General features: G+C 39.6%; 22 protein-coding genes. 3 read left to right on the top strand and 19 right to left on the bottom strand.

Going from position 1 to position 20,069, the window contains the following annotated elements; genetic code table 11:
* Nucleotides 1–362: 362 nt before the first annotated feature.
* Nucleotides 363–3,401: a TonB-dependent receptor gene (locus ACG1BZ_RS00755; RefSeq protein WP_413663996.1), complete on the bottom strand. Its 3,039-nt coding sequence runs from the start codon at nt 3,399–3,401 to the stop codon at nt 363–365.
* A gap of 892 nt (nt 3,402–4,293) precedes the next feature.
* Here ACG1BZ_RS00755 and ACG1BZ_RS00760 point away from each other — a divergent pair.
* Nucleotides 4,294–4,767 (top strand): hypothetical protein, encoded by a 474-nt coding sequence (locus tag ACG1BZ_RS00760; protein ID WP_413663997.1) that lies wholly within the window; start codon nt 4,294–4,296, stop codon nt 4,765–4,767.
* Nucleotides 4,768–4,907: 140 nt separating this feature from the next.
* Here the strand turns inward: ACG1BZ_RS00760 and ACG1BZ_RS00765 are convergent, their stop codons facing one another.
* The 15 genes from ACG1BZ_RS00765 to ACG1BZ_RS00835 all read right to left on the bottom strand — a co-directional run bounded on the left by ACG1BZ_RS00765 (nt 4,908) and on the right by ACG1BZ_RS00835 (nt 13,520).
* Nucleotides 4,908–5,009 carry a hypothetical protein gene (locus ACG1BZ_RS00765; protein ID WP_413663998.1) on the bottom strand — a complete coding sequence of 34 codons (102 nt, stop codon included), beginning with the start codon at nt 5,007–5,009 and terminating at the stop codon, nt 4,908–4,910.
* Between the two features lie 147 nt (nt 5,010–5,156).
* Nucleotides 5,157–5,567, bottom strand: coding sequence for a hypothetical protein (locus tag ACG1BZ_RS00770; RefSeq protein WP_413663999.1), 411 nt, complete (start codon nt 5,565–5,567; stop codon nt 5,157–5,159).
* Nucleotides 5,568–5,746: 179 nt separating this feature from the next.
* Complete coding sequence (locus tag ACG1BZ_RS00775) at nt 5,747–6,151, bottom strand: hypothetical protein (protein ID WP_413664000.1); 405 nt, start codon at nt 6,149–6,151, stop codon at nt 5,747–5,749.
* A gap of 64 nt (nt 6,152–6,215) precedes the next feature.
* Nucleotides 6,216–6,668, bottom strand: a complete 453-nt coding sequence (locus ACG1BZ_RS00780; RefSeq protein WP_413664001.1) for a hypothetical protein — start codon at nt 6,666–6,668, stop codon at nt 6,216–6,218.
* A 217-nt stretch (nt 6,669–6,885) separates the two neighbouring features.
* Nucleotides 6,886–7,734 carry a hypothetical protein gene (locus tag ACG1BZ_RS00785; RefSeq protein ID WP_413664002.1) on the bottom strand — a complete coding sequence of 283 codons (849 nt, stop codon included), beginning with the start codon at nt 7,732–7,734 and terminating at the stop codon, nt 6,886–6,888.
* Nucleotides 7,735–8,220: 486 nt separating this feature from the next.
* A complete protein-coding gene (locus ACG1BZ_RS00790; RefSeq protein WP_413664003.1) occupies nt 8,221–8,637 on the bottom strand; it encodes a hypothetical protein in 417 nt (138 codons plus the stop codon).
* An 8-nt stretch (nt 8,638–8,645) separates the two neighbouring features.
* The gene (locus ACG1BZ_RS00795; RefSeq protein WP_413664004.1) at nt 8,646–9,338 is read right to left on the bottom strand and encodes a hypothetical protein; all 693 of its coding nucleotides are present in this window, start codon (nt 9,336–9,338) and stop codon (nt 8,646–8,648) included.
* A 525-nt stretch (nt 9,339–9,863) separates the two neighbouring features.
* On the bottom strand, nt 9,864–10,403 hold the full coding sequence (locus tag ACG1BZ_RS00800; RefSeq protein WP_413664005.1) for a hypothetical protein: 540 nt from the start codon (nt 10,401–10,403) through the stop codon (nt 9,864–9,866).
* 536 nt (nt 10,404–10,939) lie between these two features.
* Nucleotides 10,940–11,158: a hypothetical protein gene (locus tag ACG1BZ_RS00805; protein ID WP_413664006.1), complete on the bottom strand. Its 219-nt coding sequence runs from the start codon at nt 11,156–11,158 to the stop codon at nt 10,940–10,942.
* Between the two features lie 129 nt (nt 11,159–11,287).
* Entirely contained in the window at nt 11,288–11,428 is a 141-nt protein-coding gene (locus tag ACG1BZ_RS00810) for a hypothetical protein (RefSeq protein WP_413664007.1), read from the bottom strand.
* Complete coding sequence (locus tag ACG1BZ_RS00815) at nt 11,418–11,600, bottom strand: hypothetical protein (RefSeq protein WP_413664008.1); 183 nt, start codon at nt 11,598–11,600, stop codon at nt 11,418–11,420. The genes ACG1BZ_RS00810 and ACG1BZ_RS00815 overlap by 11 nt, the downstream gene beginning before the upstream one ends.
* A 311-nt stretch (nt 11,601–11,911) precedes the next feature.
* Complete coding sequence (locus tag ACG1BZ_RS00820; RefSeq protein ID WP_413664009.1) at nt 11,912–12,616, bottom strand: GIY-YIG nuclease family protein; 705 nt, start codon at nt 12,614–12,616, stop codon at nt 11,912–11,914.
* A 32-nt stretch (nt 12,617–12,648) separates the two neighbouring features.
* Nucleotides 12,649–12,783: a hypothetical protein gene (locus tag ACG1BZ_RS00825; protein WP_413664010.1), complete on the bottom strand. Its 135-nt coding sequence runs from the start codon at nt 12,781–12,783 to the stop codon at nt 12,649–12,651.
* Entirely contained in the window at nt 12,776–12,952 is a 177-nt protein-coding gene (locus tag ACG1BZ_RS00830; protein ID WP_413664011.1) for a hypothetical protein, read from the bottom strand. Before ACG1BZ_RS00830 ends, ACG1BZ_RS00825 begins: the two co-directional genes overlap by 8 nt.
* Nucleotides 12,953–12,956: 4 nt before the next feature.
* Complete coding sequence (locus tag ACG1BZ_RS00835) at nt 12,957–13,520, bottom strand: hypothetical protein (RefSeq protein WP_413664012.1); 564 nt, start codon at nt 13,518–13,520, stop codon at nt 12,957–12,959.
* Nucleotides 13,521–14,681: 1,161 nt separating this feature from the next.
* Here ACG1BZ_RS00835 and csrA point away from each other — a divergent pair.
* Nucleotides 14,682–14,873 carry a carbon storage regulator CsrA gene (gene csrA / locus ACG1BZ_RS00840; RefSeq protein ID WP_413664013.1) on the top strand — a complete coding sequence of 64 codons (192 nt, stop codon included), beginning with the start codon at nt 14,682–14,684 and terminating at the stop codon, nt 14,871–14,873.
* Nucleotides 14,874–15,211: 338 nt separating this feature from the next.
* On the opposite strand, the gene ACG1BZ_RS00845 is transcribed toward csrA, so the two are convergent.
* Complete coding sequence (locus ACG1BZ_RS00845; RefSeq protein ID WP_413664014.1) at nt 15,212–15,418, bottom strand: hypothetical protein; 207 nt, start codon at nt 15,416–15,418, stop codon at nt 15,212–15,214.
* Between the two features lie 119 nt (nt 15,419–15,537).
* Between ACG1BZ_RS00845 and ACG1BZ_RS00850 the strand changes: the two genes are divergently transcribed.
* Nucleotides 15,538–16,878, top strand: a complete 1,341-nt coding sequence (locus ACG1BZ_RS00850) for a site-specific DNA-methyltransferase (protein WP_413664015.1) — start codon at nt 15,538–15,540, stop codon at nt 16,876–16,878.
* A 26-nt stretch (nt 16,879–16,904) separates the two neighbouring features.
* Here ACG1BZ_RS00850 and ACG1BZ_RS00855 read toward each other — a convergent pair whose 3' ends face one another.
* Complete coding sequence (locus tag ACG1BZ_RS00855) at nt 16,905–17,861, bottom strand: hypothetical protein (protein WP_413664016.1); 957 nt, start codon at nt 17,859–17,861, stop codon at nt 16,905–16,907.
* A 405-nt stretch (nt 17,862–18,266) separates the two neighbouring features.
* On the bottom strand, nt 18,267–20,039 hold the full coding sequence (locus ACG1BZ_RS00860; protein WP_413664017.1) for a protein kinase domain-containing protein: 1,773 nt from the start codon (nt 20,037–20,039) through the stop codon (nt 18,267–18,269).
* Between the last annotated feature and the right edge of the window lie 30 nt (nt 20,040–20,069).

Below are 20,069 nucleotides of genomic sequence, written 5' to 3' on the forward strand. Positions count from 1 at the left end.
GCCATTAGTTTACCCGTTCGCTTCATTAACTCTGCACGTTAATAATGTACCAAATGTACAGATATATAGTTTTTGCCAAACTATTTGTCTATAGATTGTATAAACTTGCATTTCGCCGCAAAGTTACTTTAGGTCTAAATAAGAAGACAATGTAGGGAGACTAGGGTATTCCCAAAATAAAGTACAATTGGGAGGTGTGTGGCTAGCCCTAGCAAACAATCACCAACCGCCCGCTATACGATTGATCGATGATCTATATGAGTGAAAAGAAAATTAGAAATGGAGGTATTTTCAAGCATAGCCAGTCTGAAATACCAGTAAGACACTATAGAACCATTAGTGTCTTACTGGAAATATAAAAATTAGAAACGCTTATTTAGACTAAAGCCTATAATACGCGGATCCAGGGTAAATACATTGGTGGTAAGGCCGGAGTCATCGCTATTGGTAAAGGCGCTTGTGATAGGCGTATCATCAAAGATATTCTTCACATACAACTGCATTTGCAATTCTGATTCCGGATGAGTAAGGGTCGCTGATGCATTGAAGTTATCCCAGGCTTTTAAGCGGTCATACTCGGTATTATAAACCCGCGCATAACTTTCAGACTGTCGATAGTAATCTGCACGTAAAGCTAATTCCCAATCCGAAAGGGGAATAACATGCTCCACTGCTAAGTTAAACGTTAACTTAGGAGCATTTGGTAATTCATTGCCACTTAGGTCAGCAGAAAAACCACGCCCGCCATTTGGGGCATCTGTTAGCGGGTTATATTGGGGCAAATCGTAACCGAAAAGAGCTAAAATTTGATCATATCTTAGGGGAGCTTCAATCGCATCAGAGTATGAGCCCCACTGCTTTGAGCCTGCACATAATGCCCATAAGGGTGTCATGAAAAACATAGGCTCCAAAGCAATAGCAGCTTCAACATACTCGACTGGGGCAATACAGTTGGAAGGTACCTGCAAGGAGGGCCGCAGTACGGTCCAATCTTCATTCCCCTGGGTACGATCCATGACATCTATGGATTCCTCCCCTTCCGCTATGCGGGTTCTTAAGTAACCCACATTCATATTCATCCTGGTACTCTCTGTCATTTGCCATGCCAGCTCTAACTCCAGTCCCATACTTTCTGCATCAAAGTTTTCGTTTAATGCGATACGGTCAACAATCTGGGAAACCTGGTAGTCGGTATAGTCGTAATAGAAGGCAGTTGCGTTTAAGTTTAGGCGGCCATCCAGCAAAACATTCTTGGTGCCGAATTCAAGGGAATTTACGAATTCCGGCTCAAAAGTGTTGTCTAGTGGCTGATATTGAACCCGCGCAGGGTCAATCTCCGCCCGTGGTGGGTTGGAGCCGCCTCCTTTATAACCGTGAGCAAAAGAAACATAGAACATTGTATCATCGGTAAAGGGGGTATCTGTTCGCCAGTCCAGCACCGCTCGTCCGGTATACTCCTTCCAGCTTTGAGAAAGCTTCTCCCCTTCAGGATATCCCATATGCGTATAGCCACCTGAGCTGTTACCTGGAACAGTAATACCATCTTCATGATACGTACCAAGTAATAACTGGCTGGATATAGGGGTGGTAGTTTTTTCGTCATCAGTATACCGGAGGCCTGTGGTAAGTTTTACATCGTCCGTGATTTGCCAATATGCCTCCCCAAATACAGCCCAGGAACGGGTATCTACTAAGTTACGACTGAGAAAGTAGTTGTGTCCCATTTCATCAATATTTTCCAGGGAATTAGGGTCGATATATATACAGTCTGAGCTAACTAAATCTGTGGTGGGGTCAACGCAATTGATCGGAATATTATTGCCATCCTCATCTGTTCCCCGGCTGTAAACATATTCAGCAATCATGGTGAACATATTATTAAAGACAAAGTAGTCATCCTGGGTTTCAAAATTCAGGTAGTTCGCACCGAAGGAAAAATTCCAGGGCCCATCAAATGCAGTCTGCAACCGGAATTCCTGGCTCCACTGTTCATTATCGGAACGGCTGATATCAACTCCTAAAATACCGTCAGAAGGACCAAGTTGTGGGTCAGTATAAATGCCTCCGGGGGTGGGGCCCAATGACCACTGATCACCTATTTCTGCTAGGTCATTAAAGACCGCGCCAGTGGTAAACCGATTATAATCCTGTGAAGAATAGTAATCATCCTTAGCATAGGTAGACTGGGAGTAAAAGGTGAGGGTATCAGATAAAGCCCATTCAAAATTCAGCTGTACCAAGTCATTTTCCGCACGAAATACTGGGTCAAAACTAGTAGATATTTCACGTAAATCTCGCGACTGCTCTACACCGCTGTAGGGATCTTTCCAGTCTGATAAACTACCTCCAAAAAGGTATGGGTCAATCAGCCCCGCTGCTGAAAGTATATAGGCGAGCCCCGTTCCATTGGGTGCATCAAAAGCATCTGCGCTGTATAGTGAACCAGGCAAACAGCCCTGACTTGTCATGCCTTTTGATAGACTTGTTGTCTCTGTGTTCCCGACCATGTCATCACCGGGGTCAGTAGTACAAAGCTGCTTACCAGTGCGGGATCGCTTGTCATCTTCATCAAAGTGTTGCCAAATCAAATTAGCATTAAACTTATCACTGGGAGTCCATTCAAAAATGGCACGCGTGGAGTAGAGATCCCGGTCGTTAACATCATTCTTGGTATAAGTATTGTAATCAAAGCCATCCCGCTTGGTCATGGCTCCAGAAAAGCGGAAAGCCATGGTTTCACCCAACGGTATATTCAACATACCCTTGGTGCGCTTACTATTATAATTGCCCACTTCAACCTCAATCTCTGAGGCGAATTCATCTTCCGGCATGATTGGTAACATATTAACCACACCAGCGGTGGCGTTACGGCCATATAATGTGCCCTGAGGGCCACGCAGAACTTCTACCCGCTGTACATCAAAAAATTCCTGCTCAAACAGACGATTCCTGATTAAAGAAGCATTATTAAAACTTACTGCAACGGCAGGATCACTACTGGCAGAAATTGACTGAGTTCCCACTCCTCGAATAGAGAAATTGTATGAGCTAAAGTTTGTTTTGGAGAAGTTAACATTGGGAACGGCTCGCAGCAGTTCATTGCCCCCTTCAATCTTTAAAGCATCCATGTTATCCCCAGATAGCGCAGAGACTGCAATAGGCACATCCTGAATGCTTTCCTCAATTTTCTGTGCGGTAACCGTAACTTCTTCAATAGCCGAACCAGAATAGTTACTGGGCTTGTCCCCTTGCCCCTCCTGGGCAAATGCTGCCACAGATGCAGTATTTATTACCAAACAGGCAATCGCCACACTGTACCAGGGGGTTGAATAGTCGCTAGGGTTTGCGGCGGGGATTGCTTGAGCAATCAAATTTTTTTGTTTACGAAGGCGCATCATCATACTGAGTTTCTCTCTCTTATGCTCACTATTATTTTTTTCAAGGCCAAAACTGCCTTCCTTGGGGCCCAACTAGATTGAAGACGTAAAAAAAAGATATTAGGGGGGATAAAAAAGAATATAGAAGTTTAAAAATTTTACTTTTTCTAAGTAACGCACAAAAATTGGGCGCAATCGAAGTCTGAGCGTTGAAAACCGTGCCTAAATGGTTGGTGGGTATCTATATTAAATAGAAATTTTTCAACAAATAATTACCTTCAGGATCTCATATTTACATTGTAGATATAATGTAAGTCCTCACAGAATGTTGACGTAGAACAGAATTGTATAACATATGAAAGAAAGAGCTTTTCATAGATATCATAAGGTTAATGTCTAGCTTGATTCAGCTTATTGTCCGTTAAAGAAGCATGGAAATTAAATGTGGTTACTATTTGGTAAACCTAAGTCTTACTAGATAAGTATGCTAGTAGTGAGAATGGCCTTGTCTGAAGTAGGTAGAAAATATCAAACAAATCATAACACTCTAATATTTAAAAATTTTTAATTTAAATTCTGGCGTTTGTTTTTCCTCTGACAGATATTTTTCCAGGTAAGCTTATTCTATTAAAAGCATGTCATTCTATTTGGTGAATTTCGATACGTATTCTATAGAACAGGATGTACAACTCATCAAACAAATTTTTGTAAAAATTCTATATATTAAATTTATAGCATTTTTCAGGCATGTGATTTTTATGCTCTGATTTGGTGCATGTCTTCCGTTCTTGATCCATCAGTAGGGTGCTAATCCAGTCTTTTTAGGGGGAACCTATATAGATATGTCTTGGCTCCTAGAAGAGCAACTTGAATTCAAAATACTTTTATAAAATAGTCAACCAATAGAGGCGTAACAATGAAATTTATCACCACTCTAATTGCTGCAATAATTTATGTATTACAGGCTGTTATCCAAGATTATAAAACCAGAGAGCGGGAGTATTCCGTTCCACTTTCGACTATGCCAGATAATGTACAGGCACTTGCAGATGAAATGTTTGAAGAAGCAACTAAAGATAAACAGCTTTCTGTAGAGCAAGCTCAACAGATTGAAGCTGGTATTTGGAAGATGTTAGGTGAGGGCGCTGTGTTGCAGAGAAATCATGAGCTGAAAAAAACAAGAGAAAAAATATCTTACTTAGGGCAGCTCCTGTCTTGGTTTATGAAGGCAAAAGGGCTGACCTATGAACAGATTGAAGAAAAATATCGAAGTGAATTTACTGAGTCTGAAAAGGAGATGCATAGAGCCATTGTAGAATCTGCCTCTCGCTCCAATCAGGATCTGCTCGGCAAACTTTGGAAGTCTATTCGTAAAAAATTTTGGGGGTAGGCAAAGTTATAATCAGAAATTTATTTAACTGCCAATCTTATTACGTCCCTAAAATATTAGGGACTTTACCGATCAAGAATTTTTAGTCTGGACAAACTTTGGCTCTCATAAAGTGCGACTATACCAGGGAAATTAGATTCTTATTTTATTGGCAATTCCAAACCAACATGTTGATCTCTTTCGGTGCGCTGAACGGTACGCACACTGAGCCATGTAATCTGTGCTAATTGCTCCTGAGTCATGCCATGTTGCAGCCTTAACTTTCGTACCAGCAATACATTGTACTTTTATCTTAAGTGCTCTGTAGAAACGTATGACATAAAAAATTCAGTGTACCTGAGGGCTATTTATGAGATGTTGATGAATATATCTATAACAATTAGATCTCTCTATCTATGGATAGAGGATACTGGCCTTTTATAAAAAAGACCGTAACCTAAACCGCTAGTAGCTCCAAAAAGGAGGCCTACTGTAAGTACATGCTTTAGGTAAATTAACCAACCCAAAAGCGTTGGATAGCCATTAATTGCTTTGATCACATCTATGCCCATTAAAGTATCTTCAACCTTACCAATGTAACTTCCATCAGGATACGGCCAAGCATTAACTCCAGGGTATAGTGAGCCAACAATTAGGCCTAGACAAATACATTTGAATAGATTTAACCCAAAGTATCGTTCTATGATTAATGCAAGTGGTACATAAATAATCATGTGTGCTAGTGATATAGGGATTGAAAAAATAAAAATAAATGCTGGGCCGGCTGAATTTATTTTAGAAAATCCAAACGTGCCGGCCATTAGCAAAAGTACTATCGAAGGAATAAGAATTGCAGCAATTATTGATGGTATATGTCGCACAGAAATTAAATTTTAAATAAATTATAAGCTACTATTGTGTGCTGAAGCTATGTCGTTTATTGGTGCACTATATCCATATAGTATTTTCGTGCCAATGGGTCGAATGATACCTATATGCGTTAGTGTGACTGTCTTCGCAAAGACCACAGAGAAGCAATTATTACTAATCCACAAAAACCCAAATATATTATTTTACCGCTTAAATCTTCAACATTAACACATTTCCAGTTTTCACATTGACGGACTATAAAAACATTTCTCTGATCAATCCAGAAAATTATACTTGCCGTTATTGCGGAAAATATAACTGGGTAAGATCTTACTTTGGGGATAACTTCTGCCAAGAAGGCCGCAAGCCAAAAAGCGAAGAGTGAGGCTAAATATAATTTTAAGTAGCTCTCACCAGAGAAAATCAAGCTGGCGATTGTACTGAAAAAAGCACATAGCCCGATAAAGAAGCGGAGCCCACTTAATCTAGATAGCCCGCCATCATCTTTGGCGAATTTGTAGCCGTATCTTTTCATAATTTACACTAACGTGCTTGTCAGTAGCTCGAACGAAATTACCTTTAGATGGAGGTTGAATATTTTATCTGCCTATCTCTGCAAGTCTACTTTGGAGTTCAGCTAAACATTTGGCTGCTTTGTTTCTAGTATTTGCTTGAATGGCATTGATAGAAACATATGCAATACCAGCTACAGCTGTTTCATTTATCTTATCTAAAGGCAATACGCTACATTGAGAAGGCAGATGTTTTGCCACTGCATCAGGATATGCGTGGGTAACAATATCTGCATATTTTTGAAGCTCTTTTGCTGCCAAAGCAGATAATTTCAGAGTGGAAACTTCCTCAGGTGTGTATACTAAACCAAACTGATTGAAAGATTTACCTTCGATATTATTTGTGTTTATTTTTCTAGCATGTTCAATAACTTCAGGAAAAGACCATGATTCTGGTTCTAAAATTACCTCTTTGGCGTGCACACTTTTCGTCATTGAGAATAATAAACTCATAAGACCAATTATTACATATCTATTCATTTTTAAAGTTTCCTAATTAAGTTTTGTATTAAAAATAATGGCTAGCTAGCAGCAATGTGCTGACATTAGCTAGATTTGCTATTATTCAAATTCATCATGCCTTAAAATACTTATTTTTCCTCTACCATTGATTTTTATAGTCAATATGTTGGTGATTTCGCATTGAGTAAATGATAACTCTATTGTTAATAATTTATCCATTGCTTTTTATATGAATCTATATTTTTTTCATAGATCTTCTAAGCGGACTTGGGATTAAATTTTCTTTTGAGCCTAAAAAATAGCTCAGTACTAACAACAAAAATATAGGAATATTTTCTGCTTGAGGCATGAAAAAAGATAGGGTGTAAGAAAACAGTATATATGCAACTACTCCTGCAAGTATTGAAAATATCAGACGGCTAGCCCCGCAGACAGCATATATCCAATTTCCAAAATTATATTTTGTAGAAATGCTATAAATATGCTCGACAATTGAAGCTAATCCTCCAAAGCATGCGAACGCAATAGCGTATATAATTGTTGGTAGTTCTGGGTCAATACTTGATATTACTCGTGGCTGAAATAAGTAAACTGACAGAGCTAAAATAAATAAAGTAAAAGTTATGATAAATGGGCCAAGAAGATAGTAAAACAATCCAGGCCCTCTATATTCTTTCCGTGCATCAGATTCTATTTTTTCGAAAAGAAATTCTGCCTCAGCTATATTCCCTTTAATGGCTGTAAGAATGGCGCTTGATGCGCGCCTTTTATATGATGCGTCCGCATCGACTTTATCTAGATATAATATTAATTCTTTGAACTTATCTTTTGTGCGCTGAAAATTGTTAGTTAACATATCGTCGCATTCGTCAATAGTATCCAAAGTTATTTTGAAATGATGAAACCCAGAAGTTCCTTCCGAACCGAAAATAATAAATTCTTCTTCGCGAGCATAGATTTCAGTTATCGTATAGTCTGTTTTATCTTTTGTTCCTACAACATATTTAGATAGTCTATTTCTCTTATCTAACTCATCATGTGAATTACTGCTGCTCTCCTTTGGAGCATTTATCACATCACCCATACAATATCCTTTTAACTTAGAGCTGAAGTATTAGCCAGTATTCTGTAGTTTATTGTCCTAGAGCTGTATTCTAAGGAATCTTTATCATATCACCTATAAATACATCTCAAGAATGGGAACTGTCTTGGTCAGATTTATATTGATTACCACGTTAGCTAATACTAGTACCAAGTTGTTTGATGAATGTATTGCAAATAATCAATACTAGACTAATTAACTCGACTTGAAAAAAGGTTGTAATAAATAAGTGCCAGCAAGTTATCGTATAAGTTAATCTGGATGTGGGACGTCGTGGCGATCTTTGGCGATGACAATAGAGGAACTAGACATACTATATGAATAAAGTGCTAATTTTTGTGAGAATCAATAAATTAACACTTTATAGTCTTTCGTGGTCAATCTATTTGTGATGAGAGTCATCCCCTTAAATAGGGATGACCTTAAGTATTAGATAAAGCTATTGCACTGCCACTCGAACTAAAATAGTTATTGCTCCTCCTTATCAAGCTCGATAACTTCTATTCTTACCCCTTTATCAACCATCTCGGATAAATGAAATTTTCCATTAGGTTGTTTCACTATGGATTTTTCAATATCACCAGATACAAATTCCCATAGCTCAGGATTCAGTGCATTTGGCTTTGGTTTGTAAACTTCCGCGGTGAAACCGCGTTTTGGCTCATTTTCACGTAAAATAACGATATCACCCTTGTAATCTGGAGCTGTTATTATCGTTAATGTAGTTGTTTCAATCTTATCGCCGAATCCTTTTTTGTTCCACTCTCGTAAAACAACATCAACTTGAGCTTTGTCCAGTTTAACATCATCCGTTTCCGTGCTAGCACAGGTGAAGGATGACAATGTCATTAAAAATAGTAGTAGGATTTTTATAGGTTTTAGCATAGATATAATTACTTACAGTTGGTGGAAGTAATAGTTAAAAGGTTGTGCGTGTCTGGCGGTACAACAATAATTCCTGAGAGCCAGGGAAACATTTTTAATTGTGTCTTAGTATATAATCCATCGCCAGCTTCTTTTTCCCAGTGTGATTCGTACACGAACTCTTTTGAATAAAGCCATACATGCCTACCGCCACTTGACATTCCCAGTCCAAATGGAATATTTGAAAATGTGTTGTAATCTGCGTCTTGTTTCTTGGTTAAATCCAAATAGGTGGTCACTTTATTTTTGCTCGGCTTATAGTTTATAACAGTATTGCTGATCGGCACACGACTGACACTATAGGTACAGTTTTTCTTTACCTGATTGTAGTAGCTCGCAATATGTTCACCAAGACCATCACTAGGGTGCTTAACGTCAGGATTATAATATACGCCTTTCCAGTTATGAGTATTAATCAAGTATTTTGCTAACTCGGTACCTTTTTCTCCAAGTCCACCCACTCGCTTGCTGGAATTAAGCTTTCCAAGCTTCTCAAAACTATATTTAAGAACCCAAATTGCCAATGTTATACAATCGCTAGAAATATGATTTTTATATTTTGTGGGGTTACCTATTTTAAGCTGGCTACCAACATGATTGCTGTGATCATTCATAATAGAATTAATCTTGTCTACAGCGTGCTGTGAAAATGTCTTTGTCATACCTAACTTCCCAGTTGTTATTATTGTGGAATTTCCTTATCGAGAACGATTTGATTAGATGACAATAGCCAATTAGGGTCAAGGAAGTGAAAACAGAGATCCTGTACTGCTGAGTTTGTTATAGTGTATTTTAGGCTGATAATATCGCTCTAAAAACGGAGCTACTTCACATATTCTATTTTTGATATTTATCAATCACCGGCATAAATCATTAAGAATCAGAAAGTTAGTACGGTGAATAGTAGGTATACACTTGTTAGCCATTGAACCTTGATGCTGCTAAAGCAAGAAATAACAAAGCATTACACCGAGTATAAGAAATAAAAAATGGGGTGTGATAGATAATCTTCGCCCAAATTTTTACGTTAAATCAGAGCGCGTTATCTATATTTGGAGCTACATTTCTGTAAGGCGGACTATCGTACCGGATATGCCTGGTGTTAAGTGTTGGAGAAAACATCCCTGCTATCTAAACCTTGTAATATTATCTTGATGGCTTGCTGGATGCTTAGATAATTAAATAATCTACGGGTGTTGCGTTGAAGAGGTTTGTTCTGTGATTGCTGGGGCTTTAATACCTTCAGACTCCAATCTTATGCTCAATAATTTCTTTGCTAATGGATGTAAACTTGCTGTATCAATCTCCTTGAGTCTGCGCTTACCTAAACGCTTATCCAGTGTGGCTAGGGACTGAATCAATGGGTTCTCGGAGTTTAGAGCTTCATCAATTTTGAGGGTATGAACGAATTCCCAGCAGGCTTGATAGGCATCTTGCCGAGATAACTCTCCATATTCCATCTCACCATAGGATATTTTCTGCTTTTCACTTACATGCTCAGGCACTTCGGAATCAGTAACCCAGCGATTATCCTTTCGATAGTAATCACCACTCGCTCTATTCCAAAAAGCCCTTGTACAGAAATTTGCTATGACTTCTTTATCAAGAGTCAACCAGGCATGTCCACACGAACAGTTTCCATAACTGGTACTATTGATAGAGATACGGCCATCCAGGGATGGAGAAAATTTTTCTTCAACTAGAGATTTAAGCTTGCTCCATTTCATTGGGGGATATTCCTACTTACTAATAACATCTAATTAATAAATTGATTCGATTGCTGTGGCCAATCAAAGATTAGGGTTCTGATAACTGCACCCTTCTACACGAGAACACCAGAACTCTACGCTTTTGTTATAAGTTACTTTTATAGGGTTGTCCATTTCTAAATGTTTGATCCATGGAGCATATAGATACTTGTTAAGATTAATACCCAGTTGAGAGTAAGCTAAGGCTTGAGTAAAGAAGCCTAACGTATACAAACTTAACATCATTAAAAATAAGATCACTATCTTCTTCATGGCATCAGCAATTATAGTAGTAGAATTTTTATTGACCTGAGGTTCATCATTACCAATAAATCCTATTGGCTTGAGGATCTATGGGTATTTAATATCTGTACAAGTCGGGGTTGTATGTGATCTCCCCTTATTGGTTGTGCCTATTGTTTATCGACTTCGTTTTACAGTTTGTATTCATAGTGAAGAATTCAAGCATTTTCTGAAATGGAGCTCATTTTTTTTCGTGCCAAACTTCAGCTTCCTCAATCCGTTGAGCTTACTTTGTTTAGAGATGGTCCCGAAGACTCAGCCTCTTCAATTTCTCGATTTACTAGAGCCAACAAGCGTCCCAAATATATAATATCATCTTGTATTTCTGAGAACTCTTCTTCACACTCTCCTTCAGTTGTTTGGTTTAGAATGCCTTCATAGGCCTGAATAGAAGCTCTAATATAGGTAAGATCTTTATAGCTAAATGGCATTTAATATCTTTTGATTTATGTACTTGCTAGGTAGTTATGTATAAATTAACAATAGGTTTTTTTGAGCTCTAAATCTATGTATATCCAAGATTACTACCTTGTGTTATTCAGGGCTACTATATATAAAAGTTATAGTTTCTGCTGATCCTTCAATTTATTTGACTTTATAGCCGTTTCAATCTCTTTAGCTTCCTTCAGTATTTTAGATTTGTTTTTTTCAACAAAATTTCTAATATCTGCTTTGCTTAGTTGTTTATCTTTAGTTGTCATTTTTCTGGTCTCTCATGTGGTCGATTTCAGTTGGGTTTGTTTGTTTTCCTAATGGTTCTTCTATCGTTGTGCCTTTTGATTTCTTTTTTACTTCTTCAGCATGTTTCTTCATTTTTGAACGAATCTCATTGATTCGGTCTTTCTCTGTTTGTAAAAACTTGTAGTCGCTCATAATTTTTTTATTCCGTCTCTTTTCCCGTGATGGATCTCAGGTGCTGAAAGCCCTTGGCTTTCATAATAATCTATTACACCATCTCTTAAAGGGTTTGGTCTTACGGGTTCTTTGTGCCATGTTTTGATATAATTCTAAAATAAAGCCCACAAACTTAATCCACAAATCAAACTGACATCCCATTTGATTTGATATGTATTCAATTCTGGCTCCCAGTCCATATCTCATGGATGTCTAGAATCACATTGGGGAGAAAAGTATATGGATGTCTAAAAATACTGTGCTAGCCTGCCGCGCTCTCTAGGACGCGACTAGGCTGGTTCAAGTTCAAATTCCGCTTCGATATTATTAATTATCTCCGCAATAACATTTTTAGATACGCCCGACAGCTTCGCATTGCCCTTATTATTTTGTTCAACATCGTAACCTCTTGACTCGAGGAAACCCCGTACCTCTTCAAAGATATCTCTGCTTCTTCCTATTGAAAGGTGATGCTTTCCGGATTTTCTAGCATTAACATAATATGTCAATTGTTTGATATCGCTAAAGAAAGTGGGACCAGCTTTCCTTGAACTCGATCTAAGTGGCTGTCGGAGAAGATTAGCTATTTCCCCTAAAAGAATATGATCTGTTTTTTCTCTTTCTTCACATTCTCTTCTGAGGATACCACGAGTGTACTCGTCATTACTTTCCTCTATAGATAACTCATTAGCACTAATGAGTTTCATTAGAGGCTGCATCCTTTCAACGAGAGTATCATCTTTGTCTAGAAACCACTCACCTTCAATATGACTATCCTCTAATAAATTGTGTAATGCTGTTTCAACTGCTTTTGCATCCTGATGTTTCCATGCAGCTACGCACTGAGCTTTTATCGGAGATTTAGTGCTACTGATTTGCTGAATTCGAGAATTTAATGTGGCATTTCCTTCGCCAGTAATTCCAATCTTTTTATATGGAATTTCTATATGACCACCAATATCAATGTGACGCATCACATAAATTATTGTGTGCATAATTCCTCTCATTATTCATTAAATATCATTAATTACACATGCAGTTTTTGAGTTGATTTAGTGGCTTTGCTAGCGCTTTTAGGTGAAGCAATTGCATTTGCCTTTACTTTATTTAGAACTAAGGCTTTTTTTGCCTTCTCTTTTGCTTCTTTTTCAATGTTACTCATCGTTTTCAATATCCTTCTTAAAATCTTCTTTTGACTCAGGTCCTGCCATAATCCCCCCTTCATCTTCAGAGCTATACGAAGGTGTTTTATTCTTCTTTAGAGCTTGGCGAGCCTTTTCTCGAATAATCTTTTCTTCTTCGGTCATTTTTTTATCCCCTTTTTTATCCATTTTTCTATCTAATAACTTTATATAAGTAATCAGGAAAATGCTGTGCTCCTGTGGATGGAACATAAGTAAAATCAAGACTTTCGTAGTAGCCAATTAATGGTTGAGCTGGCCTCATGATACGTAGCTCTTTAGCGCCTAAAATTCCTGCATAAGCAGTAGCATTCATAATCGTTATTGGAACAACGCGTCTTGGACCTAATGGGTTTCCAGATCTTGGTGCACCTTCAATAAGCTCAATACGCATTCTGCTTTTTCCGAAGGAAGGTCGCCCATAAGATAGGCCGCAGAGATGACCTTGATGCCATATTGAAAGCTCAAACCTTTTAGGGTAGCGCTTGCGATATTCGGCAGAGGCCTCTTGCCAACTCCATTCTGCCCTTGGTCTAGAGCATGCCATATCACACCAGGCTTCTGAAGCGCTAATGGCTTCAGCATCAATTCCTAATAGCCTTATATTTGCATGATCTTGATATAAATCAGATAAGCTCTCTTGTGTTACTTCTCTGGCAATGGAGCGTAATTGCTCATACCTTTCATGTGTTTCTCTTAGTCCATAGTGAATATTCACCCTATAACTCCTTTTGGTGCTATCGTCTGCTTCAGCCCTGGAACGAACTAGAAGCACTTGTTAGAGCTAGTCTATCAGCTTTGTAAACAATGGTTTGCGTAAAGGAAAAAATTTATCCTGTCTTTACTTCTACCATTGAATATTACTTCTTCAAATTATTTTGATGTAGCTATTTCTCTGCTTAATATTTCTATTAACTCATCTATCTAAAAACTTTGAAGCGATAATTCTTGCCATGAAATCAAAATTTGCACCATGTCTAGAAAGCCTACCTGGAGGAGCAAAGCTGCCTCTTTTTTCAAGAAATGTTTCGTATATCAGATAAGAATGGACAAATTTATGTGGCTTTTTCCGTGGTTACATACCTAAGTGTGTACTATCGAACCAAATAAAGGCTTTACGATCTAATCGAAGGTAATACTAATACTTCTTACAGATTGTCATCAGAATACCACGTTAATATTTTAGAGCCTGTGAGATATTTTAATCATTTGAAATACCTCGTTATCGATACAAGGGAGACAGATCTAGTAACCGCATAGTTGCTCTTTTGCGTTCAAGTTCTAATGTGAGAATCAGAGGGAAGTATTAATTCAATCTGCCATTCCTATGGACTTCTGAAATCTCTTAAGCGTAAATGCACAAAAATATAGGCACAAAAATGATCTTATTGGATTTTATTCAGTTTGTTTTAGTGTCAAAGCTGCGTAAAATCGATTGATATTTATTGGTATTTTGGCCGGAATTGGGTGGTCTTTTGTAGGCCGATGACCAAAGTCCAAAGGGATTCGAGAGAATCAAGACATCTAAGAGTTTTCTAAAGAACCATCTTCTCACAGGAGAACGGTAGCGTGACGTAAGAGACAGTAAAAGGCGCTGACCCAAGGTGCAGCAACACCAGGGGCCAGCTGACCAAATTGATAACCTAACTATCAAAATGGCTATATGGATCATACGCTAGAAACCCGCTCGTCTTCAATAAAGTGGAGTACATCCAGCGGCTTGGAGCGATTCCCCAAGCTCTGGAAGCGTTGTGCCTGCCTTTTCTTCTTCTATGCCTACCGTTCCCGCGCACCACCCCGTATTTCCTCAAAAAGTTACTTTCTCAGCCTTCCATCAGAGAAGGTTTACCCATGATTTGAGTATCAGTAGGAAATCAATATGTTGATTTTAAAGCGCCGGACAGGTGAAAACTTAAGAATTGGAGCTAATGTTTCAGTCACCGTATTGGAAGTTAAAGGTAATCAGGTGAAGATAGGAATTCGTGCTCCTAAATCTCTCTCCGTTCATCGTGAAGAAATATATATACGTATTCAAAGAGAGCTGGCGATGGGGGATGAAAATTTTTTATAAGTTGATAGCGGCAATGGAACACTCCGCTTAGGGATGGCTGAGGCAAAGTATATGCCATCTCTAAGCGTATCTAACATTGATACAATTATTTAAAAAACTAGGGTAGGCACTCTGACCAAAGGTATACATTTGAAGGTGCTTTATAATTGTATCTAAGGCCTCATTTTGTATGTAGTCTATGAGCTTCTAAGCTTATCATAAATACGATAATAACTTTGGCAACTTAGCTGTATCCTAAATTAGAAATACAAATTTAGTATTCTAATTCAGAATAGAAGAATCAGATTATAATCCTCAGCTAAATTCGATTTAAAAACTTATTCAGCATCTATGTTGTGTTAAGGGTTTTCGCTATCAACGCAAACTTTTCTCAGTATTTTAATCTGTTCTGATTTTGAAAGTCCTTTAAAAGACAATATGGCAGCCTTTAAAACATCGCTTCTACTGCACTTGAAGTCCCGAGGAAGAAAACTAATATCATCAATATCTTTACTGACAGGATCAGTAAGACTGAAATTAAATCTTTTGAATTTTGCCTGGCTCACAATAACCCCTTAATTTTTTTCGGAAGGTTAACATAGCCATTACCTATACACAACTTGCATAAGTTGTGTATAGGTAATGGCTATGTTAAAGTATTTGAAAACGTATATTCGAGGGTAGTATGGCTACAGGCATAGTAAAAGGCGAAAAGTTGGGAGACGATGCTCTTTTGGCTGATTCCGCGAGAAGTGAGCCTTTCCCCTTACCGTCCAATAAAGATAGCTTTGAATTGAATTATCCAAACAAGCTTTCAAAAGAAGAGATCTTGGGGGATGTGGATCATGAGTATTCTTCTGTTAATACTCGAGGTAGGGTCTCTCGTCAAAAAGATATCAATGTAAATGCATTTTTACTAGCAGATAATTTTTATGGACTTAAGAAACTTGTAGAAAAGCATTCAAGTGAGATTTCTTTAATTTATTTAGACCCGCCTTATGGAACTGGGAAAGATTTTCAGTCGAGGGCTCTTAAACATGCATACAAAGATGTTTTTGGTACAGTTTCTTGGATTGAATTCATGAGGAGGCGACTAATATTAATGCGCGAGCTACTTGCAAGTAATGGCTCTATCTATGTGCATATTGGGCATCAAATGCTATTCCATTTAAAGTTAGTTATGGATGAAGTTTTTGGTGCGAACAATTTTCGAAATTTGATAGTTAGGAAGAAATGTAGTTCAAAAAACTATACAAAAAATCAATATCCAAATTTGAATGATTACATTTTGTTTTATTCAAAAACTGATTCTTTTATATGGAATCGACCAAGCGTACCAGCAACCGAAGAATGGATTAATAAAGAATATACAAAAAAAGATGAGAGAGGACGTTATAAGTTAGTACCTATTCATGCGCCTGGAGTAAGAAATGGTGAAACAGGAAAGCCTTGGAAAGGAATGAATCCCCCTAAAGGAAAACACTGGCAATTAACTCCAGAAAAATTAGACGAGCTGGACGAAAATGATGAAATTCATTGGTCAAAAAACGGAAATCCTAGACGAAAGGTTTATTTGCCGCCTAACAAGCAGCGGCCATTGACAGATTATTGGGATCAATATCGTGATGCTCACCACCAAAGTATCAAGATAACAGGATATCCCACGGAAAAAAATCTAGATATGTTAAAAATGATTATTAGCGCATCTAGTAATGAAGGTGATATTGTCCTTGATCCGTTTAATGGTTCAGGCACCACTATCCATGCAGCAAACGAATTAGGTCGAAATTGGATTGGAATTGATCAATCTTTTACTGCTGCTGAAGCAACTTTAAAAAGGCTAAGGCATGGTTTGGAGGAAATGGGTGATTATGTCAATGGAAGGAAAGCAGATAGAACAAATGATTTGTTTAGCTCCGAGCTATCCTCTCCACCGATTAATCATCTAGCAGAATTTGATTTCTATGTAGATTCTGATGTGTTAGAAAAGCACTTTGAAGAAGTACAATTACTAGCAAAGATATAATTAAATGTGCAGCTTAAGCTGCGCATTTAATTTCGAAGCCAATCTTCAGTTATCCTTTCATTAGCTAGCTTTAAGGAGGATACTCGTACCCGATCATTTAATTTACCATCTAAAATGCAGGCTTCGTTCCAAGTGTCTCGATGAGTTAGGCCTGGTCCGTCTGCTAAGAATAGTACTTTAAAGTTAGCGCTAGAAGATTTTATAAATTCATCGGCTTTCATTACTTTATCATTATTACCACCTGTTCGATCATCAGACTGTGATCCACCCCTGGTACTATCGTAGCGTGCAAATCCAACTGCAAGAACATCGTTATTTTCAATGTCTCTAATGATAAAATCACATGGGTAATCACTCTCAAAACTATTGAAGATACTTTGCAATTGGATATCTTTTCCTGCTCCTCTGGGGCCTTCAATAGTGAATTTTTCTGAAAACTTATCTTCAAACCAAGTAAAGAATTGATCCGTTAGGATATAGCCTTGCTTGCCTCGATCATCATATTCTCCAATAAGTGTGGTTAAAGCGTATTTATCTTTATCAGGCATATCAGAAAACTGCCTTTTTAGGAGATTTATATCCTTAAAGGTATGTCCGTAGTACTCAACAAACATAGAAGTTGGGACTTTTATTTTCTTTGATTTTTCTGTGTCTATAACTGTGCTAACACATCTTCTGAAAAGTTTAAGGAGAGACATTCTTACATGGTTCTTATATGCTGCTGGGTCTCGAATCTTATTTAAGAGCTCCGCAGACGATGATGAACTCATAATCAGAGATTGAAATAAGTCTACAAATTCTATGTATCTATTAAAGCGACCTTCGACAAACTCAGGAAAAGTGGGGCTTGAGGGGATTGCTGTCACAATTGATTCAGGGTTATTAATTTCAGATAAATATGAAAAATTTACTGCCATAATATCTAGAGCTCTCGCCTCTCTCCTTTGAGGAATTAATATAGGTTCGTGATTATCTAACAGCATATTAAAAAGAAGCCGTACAATATCACTTGTTTAAGTGTCCGAAGAATGGAAGTTCAATCTAGCTGCGAAAGATAATAAACTAGCATATAAGTCAGGGCTGGCGCAAAATTGATCTGTTGAATATATTGATTTTTTCCCATATGTCATTGTTTATTTTTCTTATTAAGGATTCAGATCATGAGGAGCGACCGGTTAACCCAGATTGCTGTGGATATACGAAGTTTCTTTTGGTAATTAGTACTGATCAGATGAAAATATGGCCAAATGCAGTTGACTGTTAAATTTATCGCAAGGAAAGCGTTAGGAATGGTATCTATCTAAAATCATCAGGTAAACCAGGATGCTCTATAGGTATTCGGACTAGCATATTTTAGATTTGGCACGTTTGCACCAAAATTTTTAGCCTCAACCACTAGACGAAAACAACGCCGCCACCGCCAATAAAGTAGCCACCCAAATCCCACAAAGAATCTTCCAAAACAAAGACGCATCCCCTTTCTCAGTAGGATCTTCCCTTAGGTAATCCGGGTTTGGGTTAGCCAGGTCGCGCATAAATTCCGTCAGCGTGGAATAGCGCTGTTCCAGGTCGATACTGCATCCGCGCTCCAGGGCGCGGTCGAACCAGATGGGGACTACCGGGTTGAACTGGCTGGCGGTGCGGTAGCGCAGGCGTTCGAAGTCGGCGTGGGAACGGCAGTTCTCGATTTCTTCGCCGTAGGGCAGTTCGCCGGTAAACATCTCGAAGGCAATAGTGGCGAGGGCATAGATATCGCCGCGAATACCACTGTTGTGCCCGAGGATATAGTGGGGGTCGGAGTAGCTGGCGGTGCCCAGCGCTTCTGGGTGTTCCAGGGGGCGGAAAATCTCGGCACTGCCGGCTACATAAACTGAGCCGAAGTCGATAATTTTCACCCGCCCATGGCCGTCGATCATGATATTGGCCGGGCGCAAATCCTGGTGAATGGTTTCCTGATCGTGGAAGGCCTGTAGTCCGGTGGCAATTTCCTTAAGGATGCGAAACGCTTCCGCCGGTTTGGGAAAGCGGTTATTGGTGATCCACTGTTCGAGGGTGCTGCCCTGCACATACTCCATCAGGTAGTAGAGCGCGGTGCGCGGGCGGGTCTGGCGGTGCAGGCGCACTACCTGGGGACTGCGAATACGCAGGCCTATCCATTCCTCCTGAATAAAGCGGTCGATATAGTGGATATCGTCCTCGTAATTTACTGAGGGGGTTTTCATTACCAGGATTTCGCCGGTGGCACTGTCGCGCACCAGGTACAGCTGGCTGCGCTGGGAGGAGAACAGCTCCCGTTCCACCTGGTAGCCATCCAATACCATGCCCGGTTCTAACTCCGGGGGGAAGGGCAGGCGGGTAAGCTGGCGGCTGTAGTCGTCCAGAGTGGTTTGTGGCAATGCCTTTACCTTTACCACTAATGCGGAGAGGTTATCGTCACTGCCGTTTTCCTCGGCAAGGCGCACCAGGGTTTCCGCTGTTTCCTGTTCGCTTAGTTGGGTATCTGCCAGCAGCTCGCGCAGTAAATCCTGTTTAATAAAGTCGTGCACCCCGTCGCTGGTAATCAGCAGTACATCGTCCTTAGCCAGGCTGAGCTGGCCGTAATCCACTTGCAGGCCGGTATCCATTCCCAGCGCGCGGGACAGCATCTGCTGGCGGTGGGCCAGGGTGATGTTGTGGTCCCGGGTGAGGCATTTAAGGTTGTCGCCGCGCAGGTGATAGATGCGGCTGTCGCCGATATGGAAATAGTGGGCGGTGCGGGATTTAAAAATCAGGGCAGAGAAGGTGCAGAGGAAGCCCTTTTCCTGTTGGGGAAAGTCGTGGCTCTTGCGGTATAGCTTGCTGTTAATGGAGGCGAGGATTTTCTGTCCGGCGTGGGCGACAGACCAGGTATCCGGCACCTTGTAATAGTCCCGCACAAACTGCTCGGTGGCGGTGTGGCTGGCTTGGGCACCAGCTTCGGCAGAGCTGACTCCATCGGCCAGTGCGGCGACTGCGCCCAGGTATTCCTGTAAGTGCGGGCTGGCTGGCCAGTGATAGATTGCCGCGTCTTCGTTCTGCGGTTTGATGCCGGCACTGGTGCAGAGGCCGTGGCTCAATCGCGGTGTCTGGGCTTCGGGGTTTGCCTCGGTTTCTGTTTGCACCCCGGAATTGGTTTCGCTCACAGCTTTCTCCTATCTCGTTTCGTCCCCTCA

The sequence above is a fragment of the Microbulbifer sp. CNSA002 genome (assembly GCF_047324085.1).
Lineage (GTDB): Bacteria > Pseudomonadota > Gammaproteobacteria > Pseudomonadales > Cellvibrionaceae > Microbulbifer.